We start from the raw sequence: 23,425 nt of genomic DNA, 5'->3' as shown, positions 1-23,425 counted from the left end.
CATCTCAAGAGCGGTCTGGGTGGGGGCAGGTTTCTTCAACATGTCCCAGTGAATCATAAACCCCTGGACGGTGCCAGGGGTTTGTCAGCAGTCTGAGCCTCCTCGATCGAGGAGGCTTAGAATTTTGGATAACGCATCCGCAGCGGTCAGATCGCCAGAGCCGCCTGTACCGCCGCCCGCGCATTCGGCAGGCCCGACCCGAAGAAATAGGCCGCGTCGAGAGCGTCCTCGCTTTCTGCATTCATGCAATCCGCCGTCAGTTTCCTCGTTCCGGGTGCGACAATGGCGTCCAGGCGCGACGCGGCTTTCAGAATGGACTTGACCTGAGGTCCCGAGAGGCGGTCACCGGGACTATGGCGGCTCTTGTAGGCCCGCTGAATCAGGGCGCATAGGCCCCCCACCTGCGCCGACGCGCCGGAGGTGCCCCCGAAGGTGGTGTAGTATCCGCCACCGATGCCCGGATTGGTTCCGAACGGCACGATCGCCGACCATGGATCGGAGCCGTGATCATAGCCGAAAATCCCCGACAGGTCCGTCGTCAGCAGCGAGAAGTGCGAATAGTAGTATTCCCGCGTTCGAAAGGCACTGTAGTCGTGCTGTGCGGCAAATGGCGAAAGCCGGTCGAGGCGTAACTGATGCCGGTTGAAGACCTCACCGTCGTCGGAGGGGGAGACAACCGTCAGTCCTTCGCCGTAATTGCTGTAGCCCGAACGGAAACCTTCGACGGTAACGGCCCCGACGGCGATGATGCCGTTGTCATCGGCGGCAAGACTTGCCGGATAGATCAGCTGGCTCTCGCCACTGTTTCCCGCGGCGCAGACGATCGGAATGTGCTTGCTGACGGCGAGGATGAGCTGTTTGAGGATATGCCACGGGCGATCGGGATTGGAGCCTATCTGCGCAGCCTTCGGCTCCAGTTCAGGCCCACCCTGGTCGGCGAAGGCAATGCGCGCGAAGAGATTGGCGGCATCCTGGTTTTTCCATATTTCCAGGTCGGCCTTCAGCTCGTTCTTTGGATCGACCACGCTGCGTTTCGGGTCAGGCAGACCGCGTGGCATGACGATCACGTCCACCTTCTGATGATAGGCATAGAGAAAGGCTGCGATGAACTGCCTGACATCGTCTTCGAAGGACGTCCTGATCGAGATGAGCCTTGAAAAGGGATCAACGCCGAAATAGGGGATGACGTTGCGATTGCCGCTCGTATGCAGCTCGTCACCATCACCGTAGAAGGCTCCTTCCGGCGGAAGGCTTGGCGTGCCTTCTTCTGCAACAACGGCGGGTTCGCCGACGATCAGCCCTGCGCAGCACGTACCATGCGATGCAAACAGCGATTCCGGATTGTAGAGCCGCCGGAGAACACCCTCCGACGCGGCATATTCCGCAACCAGGTCACTGAGATAGTCCCGGTCGTCATTCGAAAGGCCGATATTGCCGAGCGGAGTGATGTTGAGCACCGCGAAGAAGGCATGCCGTTCCTCACGGTCAAAGGACGTGGTCGTATCGAGAATTTCGAGCACGCGCGCGCCGTAACGATGGGTCGTCAAATCGATTGACGCCTCCCGGTCAAGCCGGGTTGCCAGATTGGGATGATCCGGAGATACGCCGACATCGATCAGCGCGACCCGTGCGGGTCGCAGCGGGCCGACGGAAGCGATCGCATCCCAGACCGTGCCAGTGATGAGGGGATCGGGCAGCGCGCGTGCGGCGCTCGCATCGGGCGCTGGAGGCACCGGCGGAGCCGATCCGTATTCCGCGTCGACTACGCCAAGAGCAGTCAGGTGCCAGAGATAGTAGTAGTTGATCGGCGCGGGCTCAGGCATTTGTGTTTGATCCGTCATGGTTGTAATCCTGTTGAGCAGCAACTGGAGAATTCAGACCCATTCGTCGTGTACGGCCTGGAACAGTGGACCGAACGCGTCGTGGAGGTAGGGGGCGAAGCGTCGGGCGAGATCTCGTCCTGCCTGTGTGTCGCTCGGGTAGTGCAGGCCGGCCCATTCGCGATTTTCGGCAACGTTCTGGGCGATGCGGGCAAGCTCGTCGGTGGCCGGATGTTCCGGCAGGATCGTCGAGAACGCGAAGGCGATCGAAAAGCACTGGAACGAATGGTTGCTGGGATAGGACTCGTGGACCGGCACGGCCAGCAACGGTCGCAGCATGGGCTCAAACTGGTTTGGCCGCAGCCGGTTGAACTGGCTCTTGTAGATCAGTCCGACATATTCGCAGGCCGTCAGGATCGCCTGGAAAAGGCCCTCCGTCTGCTCGAAGCCGCCGAGATCCTCGATATGCAATGCGCGGGTGAATTCTCCCACGGAGATCGTCGACTCGATTTGGATGTCGGGCAGGCGCCGCACGCGTTCGCGGTCGCGGCGTTGCATGGAGAGGAGCACCGTCGTTTCGAGGCGGGTATAATCCGGGCCGGGCGGCGGAAGTATATCCAGCATTTCCCAGGTGAAGCGCCGCGCCGCGCTATAGGCGTTGCGTGACGGCTGCTGGTGTAGCCTGCGCAGCTCGAAGGAGGGGATAAGCTGCGACACGCCGAGGCTGGCGCCATCCATCGTCGACTTGTTTTTATTCTTATTTTTGTTCTTGTTTTTGTTCTTGTTTTTGTTCAGCGACGCCTTGTTGAGCACCGACTTGTTCGCCACGCTCTTGTTGAGGACCGAGGCTGCGGCCATCGTCGCCATCATAGGCGCGGCCAGAGACGATGCATCTTCATCCGTGCCGGAAAGCGCAGGTTCGGAGGCTGCATCAGGTGCAGCTTCCGACGCACCGGTGAGAGGATCAGCACCTGCATTGTCCCTGGGTTCGCATGGAAGGACCGTATCCGGTTCAATCCTGAATTTATAATTGTTTAGAAATGAGACGATTCTTGATTGCGATTCGTGGGCGGTGTCCGCTTCCATTGCAGCCTCCTTGCGCGATGATGTGAAGAATTGTCCGGGGTTCAGCGCAGCTTGGCGCCGGCCTTGAGAAGGCCGTCGATCAAGATCTGGCCGCCGCCTGTGTCGAGCAGCGGATAGCCGCTGCCGCGGAAGGCGTTGATAGAGAAGCCGCCCTCGACCGCCTCAAGACGCTGCAGGTAATGCCGCGCGCCGACGAGATCGTTGGAATGGGCATGACTGGAGGCAAGATAGCGCAGCAGACTGTTGAAGTTCGGTCGTGTCCGCAGGGCTTCTTCGCCCGCAGCTATGGCCGCGCCATGATCGCCTGCAAGCGCTGCCGCAATGCATTTGGTCGTATCGAAGTAATATTTATGCGGGCTGTAGACGCCGAGCTCTTGTACCCAACGCGCCATGGCCACTGCCTTGTCGGGCTGGCCTGCATAGCAGTGCAGCATCGCGTAGAGGTCCCAACTGAGCGGCAGGGCCGGATTCAGGCGGATCGATTTTTCGAACAGGTTGGCCGCATAGTCGTATTCGCCGAACAGGAACGAATGAACGTGGCCGACGAGCGCAAGCGACACGGAATTCTGCGGATCGAGTTCCAGCGCCTTGCGTGCATAGGCCTGGGCTTCCTCGATCAGATGAGCATCCAATGCGTTGAAACGTTGGCCGACCTGGAAAGTCCGAATGAAGGACAGCCAGGCAAAAGTCGATGATCGCGGCTGATACTGGATCTGTTCTTCCAGGCGCCGTTCCGCATTATCCAGGTCGCCGCGCGAAAGCCGAAAGATGGCATTGACGGCGTCGATCAGGAGACCGTCTTGCGACAATCGGCTGTCGGTTGCCTGCATCTCCTGGAAATAGGCCAACTGATCGACGGCCTGGCTGATCAGCGCAGCGGCGATGCCGAATTCGCCCCGCTCGAACTGCGTGCGGTTGATTGCCTGACTGCCCAGCCAATGAATACGGTTGTTGATCAGGTGCTTCATCACCAGTTCGATCAGCACCATGTCACCATCAAACGTCAGGCGAAGCTGTAGGCATATGGGAAGGCTGATCTGCTGTTCGCTCTCTTCAATATTCGGCAAGGTGAAGGAGAGGTCGGTGACGCCAAATCCCAGCCCATCGATGATGGCTTTTGCAATGAGGTTCTGGAACCGTGTCGCAGCAATTTGTCCGCCCTCTCCGGCACCCACCACGATGGGGGACAGAAGCGCCATCATCCATTGCCACTCACCGCCAACCCGCCGCCCATTTGGGCCGCTGCTGGCGATATCCACGGGTTTGCCTGTTCTCGACGTATCCGGGGCGCCTGTTAACGGCAGCAGCGCGGAATGTTTGGCGACATCGCGGCTCGGCTGCTGTCGCGGCTCAAATACATCGTGGACTTGTCCTTCATCGAGACGGCGATACCAGTTTTGCCGTTCCAGCGCCAACCAGTCCTCGAATTCGGGATCGCGGATGTCGATACCTTCGAGCAATTCGTCGGTGACTTGATCCGGAGACCGCTCCGTCTGAACCACCAAGTCGGTATCGAGCACGAGTCGGTCCGTATCCAGCCAAACCGTATTCTTATCCGCAATCAAGAGATCACGTGCCGCCCCCAGACTCTTGTGAATGTCCAAAAGCGCCTGGCGTAGACTGGCTGCTGCCTGGTCATCGGAGCGATCGCTCCATAACTTATCCCTAAGCCAGATTCTCGAGCGCGAGCCCCGGGCGGACAATGCAAGCATCGCCAGAAGAGCCTGTGCCTTTTTGGATTTCGGAGTAACCGAGCGCCCCCCGGCGTCCACAAGGGCAAAAGGCCCGAGCAGGAACATCCGAAACGGATCGTGCTCCTTGTTCATGCGATCCACCGGCCCCGCCCCCGTTGCCTCCGAAACGCTCGTTCGGCGGCCGGAAAACCTAGCATCCGGGGACCAGTCTGCCACAACTACGGCGTCTGGCAAGCAACCGGAAAGGGAAACCGGGATTGCGAAATGTAAATCTATGCTGTGACGATGATCGAATTGAAGCATAACCGGCTGAAATCCCTCTGCGTAACTTCGCAAATCGGCCGTAGCACCCTGCCGTCAAAGCAGCGTCAAAGAAATGTTGTCTAGGCACCGTAATTTGCAGCCATCCGCCAAAGGTTGCGGAGTGCTCAAAACGACTTGTCGTCGTTGCTCCAGCAGGAGGATCGACCGTCGCTCCGATCATCCAGCGCCGGGATCATGTCCCGGCGCCCTTTGCGTTCTGTCGGTCAGGCGAGGCCGCCGATGTGGAAGCTCTTCATTTCCAGATATTCATCGATGCCGCATTGGGCGCCTTCACGACCGAGGCCGGACTGCTTGACGCCGCCGAAGGGGGCAACCTCGGTGGAAATCGCCCCGGTGTTCAGGCCGAGCATCCCGAATTCCAGCGCTTCGGCGACACGCCAGGAGCGTTTCAGGCTCTCGGTGTAGAAATAGGCCGCAAGGCCGAAGGGCGTGGCGTTGGCGATGCCGATCGCCTCTTCCTCAGTGTCGAAACGGAAAAGCGGGGCAACGGGTCCGAAGGTCTCTTCGCTGGCAAGCTGCATGTCGGTGGTCGCACCGCCGAGCACCATCGGCACGGCATATTGATCGCCTTCAGGCACGAAACCTGCGGTGGCGAGGATCCTCGCTCCCTTGTCCACCGCATCGTCGACATGACGCTTGATCTTCTCGATCGCCGCCTTGTTGATCATCGGGCCGATATCCGTGCCGGCCTCCGTGCCGGCCCCGACCTTCATGGCCGATACGCGTGCGGAAAGCTTGGCGGCAAAGGTCTCGTAGACACCGGACTGGACGAGAAGGCGGTTGGCGCAGACGCAAGTCTGCCCGCCATTGCGGAATTTCGATGCGATCGCGCCTTCCACGGCAAGATCGAGATCGGCGTCGTCGAAGACGATGAAGGGCGCATTGCCACCGAGTTCGAGGCTGAGCCGCTTGACGCTGTCGGCTGCGCCGCGCATCAGCAGCGAGCCGACGCGGGTCGAGCCGGTGAAAGAGATCTTGCGGACGGTCTCGTTCGCCATCAACTCGTCGCCGATCCGGGTGGGCAGGCCGGTGACGATATTGATCACGCCCTTCGGGATGCCGGCGCGCTCGGCCAGGACGCCGAGCGCCAGGGCCGAATAAGGGGTCAGGTCCGATGGCTTGATGACGACGGTGCAGCCTGCGGCGAGTGCAGGCCCGACCTTGCGAGTGATCATCGCATTCGGAAAATTCCACGGCGTGATGATCGCCGACACGCCCACCGGCTCCTTCAGAACGACGATCCGCCGGTCCGCCGTCGGCGAGGGAATGGTCGTTCCGCCGATGCGGCGCGCCTCCTCGGAAAACCATTTGATGAACGAGGCGCCGTAGCGGATTTCGCCGCGCGCCTCCGTCAGCGGCTTGCCCTGCTCACGGGTGAGGATCAGCGCCAGATCCTCGATATTGTCGAGCATCAGATCGTGCCAGGCTTCCAGCAATGCTGCGCGCTCGGCATTGGTCTTTGCCCGCCATGGACCGAAGGCCCTTTCCGCCGCGGCGATTGCCGCCCTCGTATCGGCTCCGTCCATGTCGGGCACCGTGCCCAGCACATGCTGCGTCGCCGGGTCGATCACTTCGATCGTATTCCCGGCTGCGGCCCCACGCCATTCTCCGTCGATCAGCCCTTGCTGGCGAAGCAGGCTGCTATCCCTCAATCCGTTCATTCTGTTCTCCATTGATCAGTCAAGTGCCGAAAGCACCGATGCGGTGATCGCGTCGGTCTTGTCCTTGCCGGGAATGGCGCCGATGCCGCGTGCGGTCGTCGCCTCGATTGATGCCATCACCTTTGCGGCGGCAGCCGTTTCTCCCAAATGCTCCAGCATCATCGCGCCCGACCAGATGGCGGCGATCGGATTGGCGATGCCGAGATGGGCGATATCGGGGGCGGAGCCGTGGACCGGTTCGAACATCGATGGCGCCGAGCGATCGGGATTGATATTGGCGGAGGCTGCAAAGCCGAGCCCGCCCTGGATGGCGGCGCCGAGATCGGTCAGGATATCGCCGAACAGGTTGGAGGCGACCACGACGTCGAGACTCTCGGGCGACATGACCATGCGGGCGGCCATGGCGTCGATATGGTAGCTGGTCACGTCGACGTCGGGATATTCGGCAGAAAGCTGCTGGGTGATCTCGTCCCAGAAGACCATCGAATATTTCTGGGCGTTGGACTTGGTCACCGAGGCAAGCTTGCCGCTGCGCGCACGCGCTTGCTCAAAGCCGAAACGCAGGATGCGCTCGACCCCCTTGCGGGTGAAGATCGAGGTCTCCACAGCCACCTCGCTGTCGGTGCCCTGGTGGACGCGGCCGCCGGCGCCGGAATATTCGCCCTCGGTGTTTTCACGAATGCAGAGGATGTCGAAACCGTCGGACCGCAACGGTCCCTGCACGCCGGGCAGCAGCCGGTGCGGGCGGATATTGGCATATTGCACGAAAGCCTTGCGGATCGGCAGCAGAAGCCCGTGCAGCGAGACGGAATCCGGCACCTTGTGGGGCCAGCCGACGGCGCCGAGCAGGATGGCATCGAAGGACCGGAGCGTTTCGATGCCGTCGGCGGGCATCATGCTGCCGTTCTCCAGATAGAAGTCGCAGGACCAGGGATAGCTGGTTGCATCCAGAGAAAATTCGTTCAGGCGAGCTGCCTTTTCGAGCACGGCCCAGGCTGCTGCCGTCACGTCGCGGCCGATGCCGTCTCCGGGCAGAAGGGCGATCTTGTAGGTCTTCATCGCAGGTCCTTACAGGCTGATGAGCACACTCTTGCTCTTGCGGTTGGCGAGATAGGCTTCGCGGCCGAGATCCTTGCCGATACCGGACTGCTTGTAGCCGCCGGTCGGCAGGATATGGTCGCGCGAGCGGCCGTAGCGGTTGACCCAGACGGTGCCGGCCTGCAGGCGGCGCGTTACGCGGATGGCGCGCGACAGATCCCGGGTGAAGAGGCCGGCGGCGAGCCCGTAAGCCGGATGGTCGGCGAGGCTCAGCGCCTCCTCCTCGTCCTCGAAAGTCTGCATGGTCAGCACCGGTCCGAAGATTTCCTCGAGAACCGCCGGCGACGTTGCCGTCACGCCAGACATCAGCGTCGGCGCGTAGAAATAGCCTTCGCGGTCGAGGCGGCGGCCACCGGTGAGGCACTCGGCCCCGCCGTCGATCGCGGCGCGGATGATACCGTCCATGCGGGCGATCTGGCGTTCGGAGATGACGGGCGAATAATCGGTCGCTTCATCCCAGGTGGGGCCGGGGCGGATGGCCGCCAGCCTCTCGACAAGTGCGGCCGCGAGCGCGTCCGCCACCTTCGCCTCGACGATCAGGCGGGAACCGCAGACGCAGGCCTGACCGGCGTTGGAAAGAATGCTGCCGGCGATTGCGCCCGCAGCGAGCTCGAGATCGGCATCGGCAAAGACCAACTGCGGACTTTTGCCGCCAAGTTCGAGCGTCATCGGCTTGACGCCGGTGCGAGCGATATTGGTCATGATCGCCGAGCCGGCCGCAGTCGAGCCGGTAAAGCTGACCTTGGCGATGCCGGGATGTCCGGTGATCGCATTTCCGGTGGTCGGGCCGTTACCGAGCACGATGTTGACGAGACCGGCCGGCAGACCGGCCCGCACCGAAAGTTCGGCGAGATAGAGTGTCGAGAACGGCGTCATCTCCGATGGTTTCAACACCACCGCATTGCCCGCCGCCAGCGCCGGGCCGAGCTTCCAGCCCGCCATGGACAGGGGAAAATTCCAGGGCGTGATGGCGCCGACGACACCGTAGGGTTCGGTCATGATCATGCCGAAATTGGTATCGTCGGTCGGAACGAGGTCGCCGCCTTCCTTGTCGGCGAATTCGGCAAAGAAACGGATCTGCTCGGCAGTGACGGCGATGTCGCCGGCGACGAGATGGCCGATGGGCCGTGTCGACGAGAGCGCTTCAAGCCTGGCGAGGGTCTCTGCCTCCGCCTCGATCAGATCCGCCCAGCGCTGCAACGCCACGGTGCGCTCGCGCGGCCGCACGCCGCCCCAATTGCTCGTCCTCAACGCCTTCTTGGCGGTTTCGACAGCGTGGTCGACAACTGCTGCGTCAGCCAGCGGGCAGCCCGCATAGGCCTTGCCGTCGGAGGGACGATGCATGTCGATCACGGCTTCGGCCGGAATCAGCCGGCCGCCGATGAAATGCCCGACGGGCAGGGAAATCGTGTTCGGATCGAAGCTTAGTGTCATTGCATGTCCTCGGGGTGGGCTGAGGCAAGCCTAACCGGGGAAAGCGAGCAGCATTCATCGACCGGCGATGCCGCAGCGGCGAAAAATTGCGTTTTCGCCGCTGCGGCCAGTCAAATCTACGGCGTTGGCATTACGACACGGTCACGTAGATTTTGCGCACCGTCTCGATCGTCTTCCAGACGCCGACGAAGCCGGGCTTCATGACGAAGCTGTCGCCGGCTCTGTAGACCACCGGTTCGCCACCTTCCGGGGTGATCTCGATCAGGCCGGAAAGGATATGGCAGAACTCGAACGTCTCTCCCTTGATCGAGCGCGTCTCGCCGGGGGTGGCTTCCCACACGCCGCTATGAACCGTCTCGCCGCGAGCGACGTCCTGCGCCCAGGTCTTGAAGGCCGGGTTACCGGAGATCAGCCGTTCGGGCAGCGGGCCGGACTCGCGCGGCGTGGAGGTCGGGTTGGTGTCGATCGTCTTGAGAAGGGACATGATTTTGCTTTCCTGGGTTAAGAATTCAGTAGCCGCGGCTGCGATCGATCAGTCCGATCGGGTCGAGGCCCGCCTGATAGCGTTTGATGTTGCCGATCACGGCTGCAGCGGCGGTTTCAGCTTGGGTGACGCTCGCAATGTGCGGAGTCAGCAGGATCTTCGGGTGGCTCCAGAAGGCGTGGTCCGCGGGAAGCGGCTCCGGCTCGGTGACGTCGATAACGGCGCCGGAAAGATGCCCGGCATCGAGTGCGGCGACGAGTGCCCGATGGTCGAGCTGTGCGCCGCGACCGGCATGGACGAGCGCCGCACCAGCCGGCATCCTGGCGAAGAGGCCGGCATTCAGGAAGCCGCGCGTCTCGTCCGTCAGCGGTAGCAGGCAGACAAGAATATCGGTGGTATCAAGCAGAGTATCGAGGCCGTCCCGACCGCTCAGGCATCGGATGCCGTCGATCTCGCGCGGGCTGCGGCTCCAGCCCGAAAGTGGAAAGCCGAAGGGTAGCAAGCGTTCGAGCACGGCGGTTCCGAGCATGCCAAGCCCGAGCACGCCGATGCGGCGGTTCGAGGCCTGCACCGGCGCGACCGCCTGCCAGGTCCGGCGCCGCTGCTGGTCGAGATAGGTCGGCAGGTCGCGATGGAGCGCAAGTACGGAAAGCGTCACATATTCCTGCATCATCCTGATTATGCCGTCCTCGACCATGCGCACCACCTTCACCGACGTAGGCACGGCATCGATGCGGAACTGGTCGATCCCGGCACCAATCGAAAAGAGGATTTCGAGATTGCGGTAGCGCGCGAGATCATCCGGCAGGGTCCAGGTGATGAGATAGCGCACGGCCTCGGCTTCGACCGACTTGGGATCCATGGAGAAGGCGATGTCCGGCAGTTCGCGCGCGAAGGCTTCGGCGAAGATGGCGCCGCGCTTCGCGTCCGAATTGAAGAGAAAGGTCATTGCGTCGGCTCCTTGATCTCGTGCTTCAGGCGCAGCGGCGGCCGAGCGCCTCGACCATCGCCTGGCAGGCGAGCAGTTCACCGGCACGGATGAATTCATCCGGCTTGTGGGCGCGACCGATGTCGCCCGGTCCGCAGATGATCGCATCGATGCCGGCGCGCTGGAAAAGCCCGGCCTCCGTGCCGTAGCTGACGGCGGCGAGCGGCTCGATGCCGGTCAGTTCGCCAAGCAGCGCCGCAAGCGGCGCGTCGGCGGCAAGCGACAACGCCGGATAGGCGCTGAGTTCGCGCCATTCTACTTGGAAACCACGCTGCGACAGCGTCTCGGCCGATGCTCGCAACGGCGCTAGCAGCGTTGCCGGATCGACGCCGGAAATGGCCCGCGCTTCGAACTCGGCCTCGCAAATGTCGGGAATGATATTGACCGCCTGGCCGCCCTTCAGCGTGCCGACCTGAAGGGAGGAGTAGGGCGGTTCGAAAACATCTTCGAACGGCCCGGAGGTCAGCCGGTCGGCTTCGGCGCTGGCGCAAACCAAAACGCTGGTGATGGCATGGATCGCATTCAGCCCCTGATCCGGGCGCGAGGAGTGGCCTGCCCGGCCTCTGACCGTCAGCCGGGCGGCGGCCTTGCCCTTATGGGCGCGGATTGCCCGCATGCCGCTCGGCTCGCCGATGATCGCTCCAAGCGGAGTTGCGCAGAGCTCCGGCAGGCGGGCGATCATATGCGGCGCGCCGCGGCAGCCGGCCTCCTCGTCATAGGAAAAGGCAAGGTGGACGGGCCGGCGAAGCGGCATGGCCGCAATCGCCGGGACAGCGGCGAGCACGGCGGCCAGGAAGCCCTTCATGTCGGTGGCGCCGCGACCGTAGAAGCGGTCCCCTTCGGCCCGCAGGCGGAACGGATCGCTGGTCCAGCCGCCTTCGGCGGCGGGGACCACGTCCATATGGCCCGAGAGGATATAACCCGGCGTTTCCTTCGGGCCGATCGTGGCGAAGAGGTTCGACCGGTCGCCCTCCGGGCCGGGAAGCTCCGTGACAACAACGCCGTGGCTTTGCAGGTAGTGCCGGATCCATGCGACGATCTCGGCGTTCGGCGTGCCGACGACCGAGGGAAAGCCGACGAGCCTTTCGAGAATTTCAATTGCCTGCATGGGATTCTTCACAACGCGGCGGGATTCTTGGGGTGCTTGTAACTGGGCTGACGGGAGGCGACATTCCGGGTCCTCACGGTGAACGGCGATTGCGGCCGATCCGGGCCTGGTCAATGACTCTAAAGGCAGGCGCAGGCGTTATTTGCCGAATGCGCATCGGGATTTGGTCGATTGTTGTGTTTGCGCGCGCTTCCCCAGTGAATTGTATCGAACGATCTGTTCTAGTCTGGTCACAGAAGTTTCCGAGCGCAGGCTGGGCGAGAAAATGCGGCAGGAGGGCCGGGTGAGTGAACTGACATCCGAATCCAGGATCGTCGACAGTTTCGAGATGCGTCTTGCCGGGATCGACAGCGTCGATCTCGACAAACTGCATGCGCTTTCGATGACCGTCGCGTGGCCGCATCGCGCCGAAGACTGGCAATTCATGCGTGAGTTCGGCGAGGGCGTCGTGGCGATCGATGAAATCGGCCGCATTCTCGGCTCCGCGATGTGGTTTCCCTATGATGCGCAATTTGCCACGGTCGGTATGGTCATCACCTCGCCGCGCCTGCAAACCAACGGTGCCGGGCAATGGCTGATGGGCCACGTGCTGGATCAGGTCGCCGGGCGCCACCTAGGGCTGAACGCGACGCGTGCCGCGCGACGTCTCTATCGTTCCCTGAATTTCATTCGGGAGGCATCTGTCTTTCAATGCCAGGGCGAAGCGATATCGCCGCCGGATGTGGAGCTGCCGCCCGGCGCCGTGATACGGGCGGTCGAGGCTGGAGATCTGGACGCGATTGCGCAATTGGATTGCGTGGCCTTCGGCACGGAACGCAAGCTGCTCCTGGCCCGGCTCATGGCTAATTCCAAGGGTATCGTGTTGAGCCGCGCCGGCAGGATCGAGGCCTTCTCGCTTTGCCGGCGGTTCGGGCGCGGCCATGTCATCGGTCCGGTCGTGGCGGGCAACGATGCGGACGCGATCGCCGTAATCCGTCCGCACGCAGGCGAGCATAGGGGGGCGTTCCTGCGCCTCGACACACGCGAAAAGGGCGGAACGTTTTCCGATTTCCTCTCCCGCTGTGGTCTTTCGGTCTACGACATCGTCACGACCATGTCGTTCGGTGGCCCATGGCTCCCGCATCCGGAGCGTCAGGCAGCGCATGCGCCGAAAACCTATGCGCTCGTCAGCCAGGCGCTCGGGTGATTTATAGCCTTTCCGGATTAGCTTGCAGCATTCTGCCGGAGCAGGTTCTCGTCAGGGCTAAGGGGGCTGCGGCGCGCGCCGGCCGGTCGACCATCCGACTCCGTTTGAGCCAACAGAATGCTGCAAGCTAATCCGGAAAGGCTCTAAGCGCCGGGACAGACGGGCATGTCGGTCAGAGCCTGCCGGCGTTCGAATTCCGGCCGGAACGAACGATATTGCCAGAGACCCGCCGGGCCTTGCCTCCGGTAGACGGTTTCGAGCCAGAATATCGTGTCGTCGATCGGCAAGACGGGATGCCACGCATACCATTCCGACCAAATTTTTCCTGCCGGATCGCTGTCCATGGATCGCCGCTCGCCTCCTCACCGACGCAATTCGAACATCCTCACGGCACGGGAGCCGCTGGTCTCGATTTCCTGGAGTCGAGATCGACACCGATCGTGAGAGGTCTGATTTCTGCTTCCTGCGATCCCAGCGTGCCTCGGAAAATGTTCTATGATGGAGAATAACAGTGAGGAAATATTCTTCAATAGAGATCATTTTCCCGTATTGCGCGAAGTCTTCCTTATCGCCCGTCGGGAGATGTTTCAGGTTGCAGGATGTGGCTGCGTTGACGAATGATTTTCGTCGATGGATGCAAGCTCGATTGGGCGTCGACACCGGCGATGAGTCGCCGTGTTCCGTGACCCCTGATCTGTTTGGGTGATGGTTGGATGCTCAGCCGATCGAACGCAGCCCGAGATAGGCCGCCAGACTGACGGCGGAAAGGGCGATCGTCAGCTTGGGTCTCGCGTCGTCAAACATTGCGGCCAGTAAAAGGCCGAGCATCAGAATGACGGATTTTGCCCAAAGATCCTGGTCGGAGACGGTGAAAGCGATCGCTGCCAGAAAGACGGCACTTGCGACGACTGTCACAGGGGCGGACTTCTCGGCGAGATCGCCGCCGGCGAAATACGGCAGCAGAAAACGCCGCATGCTCAAGCCTGAAGCGACGCTCAGAAGAAGACAGGTCAAGACAAGATGCAACATGAGGTCGTCGCCGATCGATCTGCAGATAGGTTTGCGGATGCAAACCGTGTGCCAAGCTCAAACCCTCAAAACGTCGTCCGACAGAGGCAATGTCGTAGGTTGCATGGCTATTTCCGCGGCGACCCGACCCTTTTTTCGGCAATCGCCTGCCTGCCGGCTTGCGTTTTTTTGTCCGGTGCCGAAACCGGCTTGAGCAATGTCGATGATTTTTATATAGAGAATTATCTCTAGCCTTAATTCCGAAAACGAGATCTTTTCATTGGACCTTTCGTCGATCGACATATTCCTCGCCGTCGCCAGCGACCGCAGCGTTACCAAGGCCGCCAAGGCTGTGGGGCGGGTGCCGTCGAACGTGACGACGCGCATCCAGCAATTGGAGGAGGACCTCGGCGTTTCCCTCTTCAGCCGCGATGGCAAGAAGATGACCCTGACGCGGGAGGGCGAGACGTTTCTTTCCTATGCCAACCGGCTCAAGGCGCTGGCGCTGGAAGCGCGCCAGGCTGTGCGGCCTCTCGCCCCATCGGGGACGTTGCGGGTCGGCACCATGGAGAGCACGGCGGCAAGCAGGCTGCCGGCGGCACTGACGCAATTCAACCAGATGTGGCCCGATGTATCGCTGCATCTGACGATGGGGGCGTCCCGCGATCTGACCCGCGATGTTCTCTCCGATGTGCTCGATTGCGCGCTGATTGCCCGCCTGCCGAAGGCGATGCGTGAGGAAGACTCGGGCTTCGATGCCGAACTCAAGGCCCTGGAGATGGAGCCGGTCTTTGTCGAGGACCTGTTGATCGTACTGCCGTCCGGCCATCCCGCCATCAAATCCGCCGCCGACCTGCGTGTCGGGGCGCTCGCCGCTTTGGAGCCCGGCTGCACCTATCGCCGGATCGCCGAAAACTGGGTGCGCAAATCGAGCGCCCTGCCGACCAGCGAGCTCGGCTCCTACCACGCGATTCTGGCAAGCGTTGCGACCGGCAATACGGCCGGCGTCATGCCGAGATCCGTTCTCGATCTGATGCACTGGCCGACGTCTGCCCAGACTTACCAGCTGGGACCCGTCGAGACGCTGCTCGTCTACCGCAGGAATGACCGCCCGAGCGCGTTCAATGCGTTCCACGAAGTGCTCAGCGCGACAAAGGGCAGAGATATCAGACTGGCAGCAAACTAACTCGCACCTGCTCTTCCTTCATCCGCCAGATAATCCTCGTTCGAAATTGGTCTTGTCATGCAGTTTCCCGTTTCCCCGAAGGTGGGACCGAGCCGCTTCCGCCGCTTCCGTCTGTTCTCACCGATCCTGGCCGGTGCGACCTTGCGGGAGCGATTGATCGCATGCCTCGGCGCTTTGCTGGCCATTGGTCTGACCGGCGTCATCAGCGGCTATCTGTTCGGGCAGGGGCCGCATCTGCCACTGATCGTCGCGCCGATGGGGGCGTCCGCGGTGCTTCTTTTCGCGGTGCCGGCAAGCCCGCTGGCGCAGCCATGGTCGATCATCGGCGGCAATACGATTTCAGCGCTGATGGGGATTGTGGCCGCCTATTTCATTCGTGATCCGATCATCGCGACCGGTGTCGGCGTTTCGCTTGCGATCGGCGCAATGTCCTTCACGCGCTGCCTTCACCCTCCGGGAGGAGCCGCGGCCCTGACCGCCGTGCTCGGTGGTCCTGTCGTTGCCGGCTGGGGCTTCCTCTTTCCCTTCGTGCCCGTCGCTTTGAACTCCTGCATTCTCGTCGGCCTTGGCCTGCTGTTCCACAAGCTTTCCAAGCGGAATTATCCGCACGTCGTTCTCAAGGCGGAGAACACCCATCAGACGATCGACCTGCCGTCGGCCGCGCGGGTAGGGTTCCGCGAGGAGGACGTCGATGCGGCTCTCGAAGCGCTCGACGAAACCTTCGATATCGACCGGGCAGACCTCGGCCGACTGCTGCAGCAGGTCGAGCTGCAGGCGGCCATCCGCTCGAACGGCAAGATCAGCTGTGCCGATATCATGTCGCGTGACGTGATCGCCATCGGGGAAACGTCGGAACCGGATGCTGCGCGTCACCTTCTCTTGAAGCATAATATCCGCACCCTGCCGGTGAAGGACCCGGAGGGCCGTCTCATCGGCACCGTCGGCCTGCGGGAATTGTCCGGAAGTACCGAGACGATCGCACACGCGATCTCGAGGCCGGCGGTGGCGAGACCTTCGGATGCCGCTCTTTCACTGTTGCCTGTGCTGACCGACGGGCGCACACATGCCGTCATCGTCGTTGATGACGATTACCGAATCCTCGGCCTGATATCGCAGACGGATCTCCTGAGCGCCGTGGCGCGATTGCTGCCGAACGACAGCGCGCCGGTTCCGGTTGTGGCCTGAGAAAGCCGTCGGCGTCATGCGCCGGCATTACGCGCCTGGCAAATCCGCTTTATGCCGCGCCACCCGATTGCGGCCCGCCTGTTTGGCGAGATAAAGCGCCGCATCGGCCTGGCGCTGGAGTTCCTCTACCGAAATTGCCTGACTGTTCGGCGCGTGAGTGGCCACTCCGATGCTGAGGGTGACGTAGGGAGCGACGCGGGATGCGGGGTTCGGAAGGGAGGCGGCTTCAACCCGCTTGCGAATATTGTCGGCGACGGCAACCGCCTCCTCACCATCCAGTCCAGGAAGCAGGACAAGAAATTCTTCGCCGCCATAACGGGCCACGTGATCGCGACCGTGCCTCACGCTGCTCTGAATAATGCCGGCGACCTTCACCAGACAGCGATCACCCTCGGCGTGCCCAAGGCTGTCATTCAGGTTCTTGAACTGATCGATGTCGCACATCAGCAAGGAAGCGCCTTCGGGACAGGGCTCGTCGATGCCCCAGAGGCGATTGAGCATCTCCATCATCCAGCGCCGGTTGGCGATGCCGGTCAGGGGATCGGTTCTCGCAAGCAACTCGAGGCGCGCATTTGCGTCGGCCAGTTCCGCCACGCGGCTTCGGTCCCGAAGTTCGAGAAGGAAGGCCTTCTGGGCCAGGATCGTCATCGTGCGTCGCGCCACGACGGTTGCAACGACACCACTTGCAAAAAACAGCGTCGCAGCCACGGCGCTTCCCAAGTCAAGCCCCGGATTATGAAGCTGGAAAAACAGATAGAGACCGAGCGCCGATGCTGCGATCATCACCGTCCAGGCCATCGGGACGGCGAAGATGATCATCGCGGTAATCGCCACGACCAGCATGATGTTCAAATGCCGCTCATAAAACGCGCCACCGGCGCTGACGCCCACCAGGGCGACCGAGAGCAGGATGAAGAACATGCCGGCGATCAGAGAGAGCCCCTGCAGCCAGGATGCGCGCGGTTTTCGCCAGACGAAGGCGGTGGCCAGGGCTGCGGGCGGAAGGATGCAGGCGGGCAAGAGCATCGACAGCACGATCGGCAGTGGAAGCAGGATGGCGTTGAGGCCCAAGGTCACGCCATCAAGCAAAGCGACCCAGATCATCCAGGCGCGAATGATCTTGGCCGCCTGCGACCACGAACGTTTCCGAAAAAGTCCGTGAAGCTCGCCTTCCAGGCGGATGTCGCGTGTGCGGCCCGCCAGAAGGCGCTCGACCTCCGCCATGACAGCTGGACTTCGCACCTGAAGCGGCGTCCGCGTGGATGCGCTCGCCGGGTTCATCGAAACTGCGTTCTCCTGAACGTCCATCTGAGCGGATTTAGTGGAGCATCTCCCGCAGGCAAGAACAATGAAGCTTCAGACCGTGTTTCCTTGCGCCCCAAAGTTGTCGAAATGATCGGTTTGCATCGATGTGGCACACATCGCTCTTGATCATCTCCAAGGCCGGTACCGGGTTGTAGGCGGCTTTAGAAAATCTTGCTGCTCTTCAGGACATGCTCCACGCCGCTTTGAACGTGCTGCCTTAGAACAGCCTTTGCACCTTCGCCATCCCTGCCCAGCGCGAGCTCGAACAGCAGCTTGTGATCGTCGACGACCGCCTTGCCGCGGAAGCTCTCGGCCAGCAGGTGATAGCGAAGGAAGCGGTCGAAGACCGAGGAAAGGCTCGCCATCAACGTCGCCGAATTGCAGGCAGAAACGATCGCCTGGTGAAATTCCCAGTCGTAGCGCACCCAATCGATCGTGCGCGAGGCATCACCAGAGAGCAGCCGGCGCTCCGCAGCCGCGAGCTTGTGATGCGCGGCGACGATCCGGCCTTCCCATTCCAGATCGCCGGCCGCAAATGCAAGGTCCATCGCATGGGTCTCCAGCACGATGCGCAGATCGGCGAGTTCCATCAATTCCTGGCGTGAGGCGGGACTGACCTCGAAGCCCCGTTGCCCTTCGGCGATTACCAGATTTTCTGTCGTGAGGCGGCTCAGGATCTCGCGCAGCGACGACACGCTGATCGAATAACGCTCCTTGGCCTGCTCGAGCTTTATCTTGGTGCCGGGCGGCAATATGCCGACGATGATATCCTGCCTCACCTGGCGAAAGACCACGTCACTGATGGTTTCGCCTGTTTCGCCCGATCGCTCGAGCACGGCTTCTCCTGATTTCACTTCCGTTCTCCGCGATTCATGGTTCGAGCCGTCTCTACCGCAATGCGTTGCGGGCGAGTGCATGTTCCACGCCGTCCTCGATGTGGACGGTCAGGACCTGCTTCGCCATCTGCTGGTCCCGCCTCAAGGCAGCATCCAGAAGCTGCTGGTGTTCCTTAGCCGCGATTTCGCCGCGATAGGACAATGCGACCATCTGATAGCGCAGATATTTGTCGAACACGACGGAATGCATTTCCATCAGAAGCTTCGACCCGCAGGCGGAGATCAGCGCCTGATGGAATTCCCAATCATATCGCTTCCAGTCTTCCGCCTGGCCGGTATCGCCGGTGGCCATCACCCGCTCCATGCGCGACAGCTTGTAGTGAGCAGAAACCAAGCGGGCTTCCCATTCCACGTCACCGTATTCGAAGGACTGTTCGAGCGCGTGGGTTTCCAGCAGCAGACGAAGCGCCGCAATCTCCCTGAGATCGGTGGCCGACACGGGCGAAACCTCGAAGCCGCGCTGCCCTTCGGCAACCACCAGGCCTTCGGACGAGAGCCGGTTCAGAATTTCCCGCAGGGTGCTGACGCTGGTTTCGTATGTTTCTTTGAGGCTTTCCAGTTTCAGCTTCTGCGCCGGCGCCAGGCGGCCGAATATGATATCCGCACGAATGCGCCGGTAGCTGCTTTCCGCGACGGTTTCATTGGTTGTATTCAGCAACTTCGATTCTTCTCTGACATTTTTTCGATCCTCCTATATAATTGGCTATCCTCGTCACATTCAATCGCGCGTGAGTGCCTGCGGAAACTAATTTTTCTCATAGGATCGCGGTAACGCGAGTTATTTACATTTTCGGCAATCCTTCCGGCCGCATCAGCTTCTTCAGGGCGGCGATACGGAAGATGGCGTTCGGTGCGCCGTAACCGCGATAGTTCCGCCGCTCGACGATCTCGAAGAAGAAGCCCTCGCCATAGGTGCCGCTGTAGAGCTGGAAATATTCGCCGTGTTCGTCGCGGTCGTAGAGAATGTTTTCCGCCTTCAGCCGCTCGGTCAGCTCGGGGTCCAGGCCGAAGCGGGCTTCGACATCACCATAATAGTTCGGCGAGATGTGCAGCGGCCGGAAGCCGTTTTTGCGAAGTGCTTCGGCGGTGGCGAAGATATCATTGGTATCGAAAGCGAGATGCTGGATGCCCGATCCGAATGTTTCCGCGATGAAATGCCCGGCGAGTGTCCGGCGGTTTTCCGCGCCGTTCAGGGTGATGCGCAGCGAACCCGATGCGTTCTCGACCACCTGGCTGCGGACCACGCCGGCCGGATCGATAATATCGACCATCGGCGTTTTATGGGTCTCGAAGATCGAACTATAGAAAAGCAGCCAGGTCAGCATTTCGTCATAGGCCACGGTCTGGGCGACGTGGTCGATCCTGAGCAGATGCGCAGGCACAATTTCAGCCTCGTCTTCGACGGGCATGAAGTCGATTTCGGAGAAGCGGCCGAGATCGCTTTGGTCATCAAGCAGATAGATCAATCCACCGCCGACACCGCGTATCGCCGGGATTTCGACTTCACCGGCGGCGACCGGCTGGCTGAATGGCTCGGCGTCAAGCGCCACGGCCCGCGCGAAAGCCTGTTTCGCATCGTCCACGATCAGCGCCATCGCATAGGCCGAGGTGCCGTGGACGGCAAACGACGCGTTGGTGAAACCCTTTTCCTCGGTATTGACGATGAGGCGGATGTCGCCCTGCTGGAAAATGCTGACTTTCTTCGAACGATGCGCCGCCGTCTTGCGGAAGCCGAGCGTGCGCAGGATCCCGATGAGATCGGCAGCATCTTCCTCGTCGGTGGAGAATTCCACGAAACCGACGCCCCTGACCGTCGCCCGGTCCGGCATGGAGGCAACGCTGAGAGTTTCCGTGCCGGGAGCCCGGCGTACCTGGTCGCCGAGATAAATCAGCGAGCGATGGCCGTCTGCCGCGATCGAGCGCGCCTGCCCGCCGCGGAACTGGTCGTTGAAGATTTCCAGCGAGAAATAGCCGTCATAACCGGTCGCGGCGACGGCGGCGGTAAAGGCCGTGACCGGCAGGTCGCCTTCGCCCGGCATATTGCGGAAATGCCGGCTCCAGTAGAGCAGGTCCATGTCGATCAACGGCGCATCGGCGAGTTGCACGATGAAGATCTTGTCCTTCGGGATGGAGCGGATCGAATTGATGTCGATCTTCCGTGACAGCGTGTGAAAGCTGTCGAGGATCAGGCCGACATTCGGATGGTCGGCCCGCCGGACGATCTCCCACGCGTCGCGATGGTCGTTGACATGGCGGCCCCAGGCGAGCGCTTCGTAACCGATCCTCAGGCCGCGCTTCGCCGCCCGCTCTCCGAGGTCGTAAAAATCCGCCGCAGCGCGATCGACGCCGCCGAGGGAGACCGGCGAGACGTTGGAGCAGACCAGCACAAGATCGGTGCCGAGTTCCTGCATCACATCGAACTTGCGCTCCGCCCTGTCGAAGGTTCTCTGCCGGTGGGAGGCCGGCATGCCCTCGAAATCGCGGAAAGGTTGGAACAGGGTGATTTCCAGCCCGTGATCGCGCACCATCTTTCCCACATCGGCAGGACTGCCATCGAAGGCCAGGAAGTCGTTCTCGAAGATTTCGACACCGCCAAAACCGGCCTTGGCGATTGCCTCCAATTTTTCGGGCAGCTCGCCGCTGATTGAAACCGTCGCTATCGAAGTCTTCATCCCAGTCTTCCTCCTTTTTGGAAAGCCGTTTCCACACCTGCTGGCGCAGATTGATTTCATAATTTAAGCCTGGATTTCCATGTCGAAATCGATTTTATCATATATTATCGAAAAACTCTGTTGATTTAAAGATGCTCCCATGGCAGTTTTGCATGGTCGTCAGCAAACGGAGTGCTGACAGGGTCCCCATGGGATCATGAGAGGAGGAGCACGAAATGTTCGAATTGAAAGTGAAGCGCCGTCACGCGTTGTTTGGAGCGGCAGCGCTTGTGGCCGCGTTTTCCATGGCGCAGCCCGCTGCCGCCGTCACGCCCGCCGAGATCAAGGCAAAGGGCAAGCTGGTCGTCGGCATCCAGGGCGACAACCCGCCGTGGGGCTTCGTCACCAGCGCCGGCAAGCAGGATGGCCTCGACGCCGACATCGCGACGCTGTTCGCCAAGGAGCTCGGCGTTGAAGTTGAATTCGTCCCGCTCGAAGTCAATAACCGCATTCCGGCGCTGACCACAGGCCGCGTCGACGTGCTCTTCGCGACCATGGCCATGCTGCCCGATCGCGCCAAGGCCGTGCAGTTCAGCAAGCCTTACGCTGCCAATGCGATCGTGTTGATCGGTCCGAAGGACAAGTCGATCAAGACCAATGAAGATATGGCTAATCTGACGATCGGCGTCGCCAAGGGCGCAGCCCAGGACACCCAGGTCACCAAGAACGCGCCGGCGACGGCAACCATCCGCCGTTACGACGGTGATGCGCCGAGCATCCAGGCTCTCGCATCCGGCCAGGTCGAGGCTCTGGGGGGCAATATTTTCTATATGGACCGCGTGGAGAAAGCCGTTCCCGGCAAGTTCGAGAACAAGCTCGAATTCCAGAAGCTCTACAACGGCGCCTGCACCCGTCTCGGCGAGAAAGAGCTCAACGCCGAGCTGAACACCTTCATCGACAAGATCAAGGCCAATGGCGAACTCAAGAAGGTCTACGACAAGTGGATGAAGGTCCCGGTTCCGGAATTCCCGGCGAGCCTGGAAGGCATTCCGTTCACCGTGAACTGATCCGCGGTTCTCGGCCGCACTGACCACTTGCAAGGCGGCATCCGCACGACGCGATGCCTGCGCCGGTGCTGTGCAATGCACGGTACCGGTGCACCTGGAGCTTGAAAATGAGCAACACGATCTTTGTCCTGAACGGGCCGAATCTCAACCTTCTCGGCGAGCGCGAACCTTCGGTCTACGGCACGACCACACTTGCCGACATCCGGGACCGGTGCCATGCCAAGGCCGGCGCGCTCGGTTTTGTCGTGGATTTTCGACAGACCAATTTCGAGGGCGAACTGGTCGAGTCCGTGCATCACGCGCGCAAGGAAGCCTGTGGCATCATCATCAACCCCGCCGGATACACCTTCACGTCGGTCGCCCTGCTGGATGCGCTGAAGACATTCGATGGGCCGAAGATCGAGCTCCATATCTCGAACGTGCATGCCCGCGAAAGCATCTATCACAATTCGCTGATCTCCCGCACCGCGACCGGCATCATGATCGGCTTCGGCGCCCGAGGCTACGAGTTGGCCATCGAGGCGATGGCCGGAATGGCGAAGGCATCCTGATCTCCAGGGAAGAACCATGAACTACACATTGGATTTCACCCCCGTTATCGATGGCCTGCCCGATCTCCTGGCCGCCTGTCTCGGCACCTTCCTGCTTGCCATCTCAGGCATGATCCTGGCCATTATCATCGGCATCGGCGGCGTGGTGCTCCGCCAGTCCCGTTTCAAGCCGGTCCGCTGGCTGGTGATCGCTTTCATCGAGATCATCCGCAACACGCCGTTCCTGGTGCAGATCTTCTTCATCTATTTCGCCCTGCCGCTGGCAGGCGTGCGGCTGGATCCGACGCCGACGGCAATCATCGCGCTCGGCATCAATGGCGGTGCCTACGCGATCGAGATCATTCGCGGCGGCGTGCAATCGATCTCCAAGGGGCAGGTGGAGGCAGGGCTGGCGCTCGGCCTGCACAAGGCCCAGGTCTTCCGCCTGATCGTCCTGAAGCCGGCGCTTCGGGCAATCTTCCCGTCGCTGACCAGCCAGTTCGTGCTGCTGACGCTGTCCACCAGCATCGCGTCGGCGATCTCGGCCTATGAGCTGACCTCCGTCTCCCAGCGGATCGAGTCCGACAGTTTCCGCAGCTTCGAGGTCTATTTCACCGTGACGGCGTTCTACCTCGTCATTTCCTGGCTGATGATGCGTCTCTTCGCGTTCTTCTCGGCCCGCTACTTCAGCTATCCGGTCAAGTGAGGGCGCTT

Annotated in this window: 21 protein-coding genes; 6 read left to right on the top strand and 15 right to left on the bottom strand. The window is 61.3% G+C overall.

Annotated features, from left to right (window positions below; translation table 11 throughout):
- Positions 1-146: 146 nt before the first annotated feature.
- From FHT69_RS24075 to argE, 9 genes are all read right to left on the bottom strand, one after another.
- Positions 147-1,841 carry a S8 family serine peptidase gene (locus FHT69_RS24075; RefSeq protein WP_183906065.1) on the bottom strand — a complete coding sequence of 565 codons (1,695 nt, stop codon included), beginning with the start codon at positions 1,839-1,841 and terminating at the stop codon, positions 147-149.
- A gap of 33 nt (positions 1,842-1,874) precedes the next feature.
- The gene (locus FHT69_RS24070; protein ID WP_028755630.1) at positions 1,875-2,906 is read right to left on the bottom strand and encodes a phosphatase PAP2 family protein; all 1,032 of its coding nucleotides are present in this window, start codon (positions 2,904-2,906) and stop codon (positions 1,875-1,877) included.
- Positions 2,907-2,947: 41 nt separating this feature from the next.
- Positions 2,948-4,903: an SARP family transcriptional regulator gene (locus FHT69_RS24065; RefSeq protein ID WP_183906064.1), complete on the bottom strand. Its 1,956-nt coding sequence runs from the start codon at positions 4,901-4,903 to the stop codon at positions 2,948-2,950.
- 224 nt (positions 4,904-5,127) lie between these two features.
- Positions 5,128-6,585 (bottom strand): NAD-dependent succinate-semialdehyde dehydrogenase, encoded by a 1,458-nt coding sequence (locus FHT69_RS24060; RefSeq protein ID WP_028755632.1) that lies wholly within the window; start codon positions 6,583-6,585, stop codon positions 5,128-5,130.
- 15 nt (positions 6,586-6,600) lie between these two features.
- A complete protein-coding gene (locus tag FHT69_RS24055) occupies positions 6,601-7,644 on the bottom strand; it encodes a tartrate dehydrogenase (protein ID WP_028755633.1) in 1,044 nt (347 codons plus the stop codon).
- Positions 7,645-7,653: 9 nt separating this feature from the next.
- A complete protein-coding gene (locus FHT69_RS24050) occupies positions 7,654-9,117 on the bottom strand; it encodes an aldehyde dehydrogenase family protein (RefSeq protein ID WP_028755634.1) in 1,464 nt (487 codons plus the stop codon).
- 130 nt (positions 9,118-9,247) lie between these two features.
- On the bottom strand, positions 9,248-9,601 hold the full coding sequence (locus tag FHT69_RS24045; protein ID WP_028755635.1) for a cupin domain-containing protein: 354 nt from the start codon (positions 9,599-9,601) through the stop codon (positions 9,248-9,250).
- 25 nt (positions 9,602-9,626) lie between these two features.
- Positions 9,627-10,550: a 2-hydroxyacid dehydrogenase gene (locus FHT69_RS24040; RefSeq protein ID WP_028755636.1), complete on the bottom strand. Its 924-nt coding sequence runs from the start codon at positions 10,548-10,550 to the stop codon at positions 9,627-9,629.
- Between the two features lie 25 nt (positions 10,551-10,575).
- A complete protein-coding gene (gene argE, locus FHT69_RS24035; RefSeq protein ID WP_063473496.1) occupies positions 10,576-11,697 on the bottom strand; it encodes an acetylornithine deacetylase in 1,122 nt (373 codons plus the stop codon).
- Positions 11,698-11,962: 265 nt separating this feature from the next.
- Here argE and FHT69_RS24030 point away from each other — a divergent pair, with 265 nt between their 5' ends.
- Positions 11,963-12,883, top strand: a complete 921-nt coding sequence (locus FHT69_RS24030; protein WP_063473497.1) for a GNAT family N-acetyltransferase — start codon at positions 11,963-11,965, stop codon at positions 12,881-12,883.
- Between the two features lie 143 nt (positions 12,884-13,026).
- Here the strand turns inward: FHT69_RS24030 and FHT69_RS24025 are convergent, their stop codons facing one another.
- A complete protein-coding gene (locus tag FHT69_RS24025) occupies positions 13,027-13,227 on the bottom strand; it encodes a hypothetical protein (RefSeq protein ID WP_063473498.1) in 201 nt (66 codons plus the stop codon).
- Positions 13,228-13,600: 373 nt separating this feature from the next.
- On the bottom strand, positions 13,601-13,912 hold the full coding sequence (locus FHT69_RS24020; protein WP_028755640.1) for a hypothetical protein: 312 nt from the start codon (positions 13,910-13,912) through the stop codon (positions 13,601-13,603).
- Positions 13,913-14,171: 259 nt separating this feature from the next.
- Between FHT69_RS24020 and FHT69_RS24015 the strand changes: the two genes are divergently transcribed.
- Positions 14,172-15,077 (top strand): LysR substrate-binding domain-containing protein, encoded by a 906-nt coding sequence (locus FHT69_RS24015; protein WP_028757401.1) that lies wholly within the window; start codon positions 14,172-14,174, stop codon positions 15,075-15,077.
- A gap of 57 nt (positions 15,078-15,134) precedes the next feature.
- A complete protein-coding gene (locus FHT69_RS24010; protein WP_183903830.1) occupies positions 15,135-16,262 on the top strand; it encodes an HPP family protein in 1,128 nt (375 codons plus the stop codon).
- Between the two features lie 27 nt (positions 16,263-16,289).
- Here FHT69_RS24010 and FHT69_RS24005 read toward each other — a convergent pair whose 3' ends face one another.
- The 4 genes from FHT69_RS24005 to FHT69_RS23990 form a co-directional block, all read right to left on the bottom strand.
- Complete coding sequence (locus tag FHT69_RS24005; RefSeq protein ID WP_049810851.1) at positions 16,290-17,570, bottom strand: sensor domain-containing diguanylate cyclase; 1,281 nt, start codon at positions 17,568-17,570, stop codon at positions 16,290-16,292.
- A gap of 158 nt (positions 17,571-17,728) precedes the next feature.
- Entirely contained in the window at positions 17,729-18,421 is a 693-nt protein-coding gene (locus FHT69_RS24000; RefSeq protein WP_373289188.1) for a GntR family transcriptional regulator, read from the bottom strand.
- Positions 18,422-18,455: 34 nt separating this feature from the next.
- The gene (locus FHT69_RS23995) at positions 18,456-19,121 is read right to left on the bottom strand and encodes a GntR family transcriptional regulator (protein ID WP_028757405.1); all 666 of its coding nucleotides are present in this window, start codon (positions 19,119-19,121) and stop codon (positions 18,456-18,458) included.
- A 124-nt stretch (positions 19,122-19,245) separates the two neighbouring features.
- On the bottom strand, positions 19,246-21,135 hold the full coding sequence (locus tag FHT69_RS23990; RefSeq protein WP_183906063.1) for a bifunctional sugar phosphate isomerase/epimerase/4-hydroxyphenylpyruvate dioxygenase family protein: 1,890 nt from the start codon (positions 21,133-21,135) through the stop codon (positions 19,246-19,248).
- A 215-nt stretch (positions 21,136-21,350) separates the two neighbouring features.
- Here FHT69_RS23990 and FHT69_RS23985 point away from each other — a divergent pair, with 215 nt between their 5' ends.
- From FHT69_RS23985 to FHT69_RS23975, 3 genes are all read left to right on the top strand, one after another.
- Positions 21,351-22,181, top strand: a complete 831-nt coding sequence (locus FHT69_RS23985) for a transporter substrate-binding domain-containing protein (protein WP_028755647.1) — start codon at positions 21,351-21,353, stop codon at positions 22,179-22,181.
- Between the two features lie 107 nt (positions 22,182-22,288).
- On the top strand, positions 22,289-22,732 hold the full coding sequence (locus FHT69_RS23980; protein ID WP_097545033.1) for a type II 3-dehydroquinate dehydratase: 444 nt from the start codon (positions 22,289-22,291) through the stop codon (positions 22,730-22,732).
- Between the two features lie 16 nt (positions 22,733-22,748).
- Positions 22,749-23,417, top strand: a complete 669-nt coding sequence (locus FHT69_RS23975) for an amino acid ABC transporter permease (protein WP_028757714.1) — start codon at positions 22,749-22,751, stop codon at positions 23,415-23,417.
- Positions 23,418-23,425 lie beyond the last annotated feature (8 nt).

The sequence above is a fragment of the Rhizobium sp. BK008 genome, assembly GCF_014197345.1.
In the GTDB taxonomy this organism is placed as follows: Bacteria; Pseudomonadota; Alphaproteobacteria; order Rhizobiales; family Rhizobiaceae; genus Rhizobium; species Rhizobium anhuiense.
This window is presented reverse-complemented; position numbering and strand designations above follow the sequence as displayed.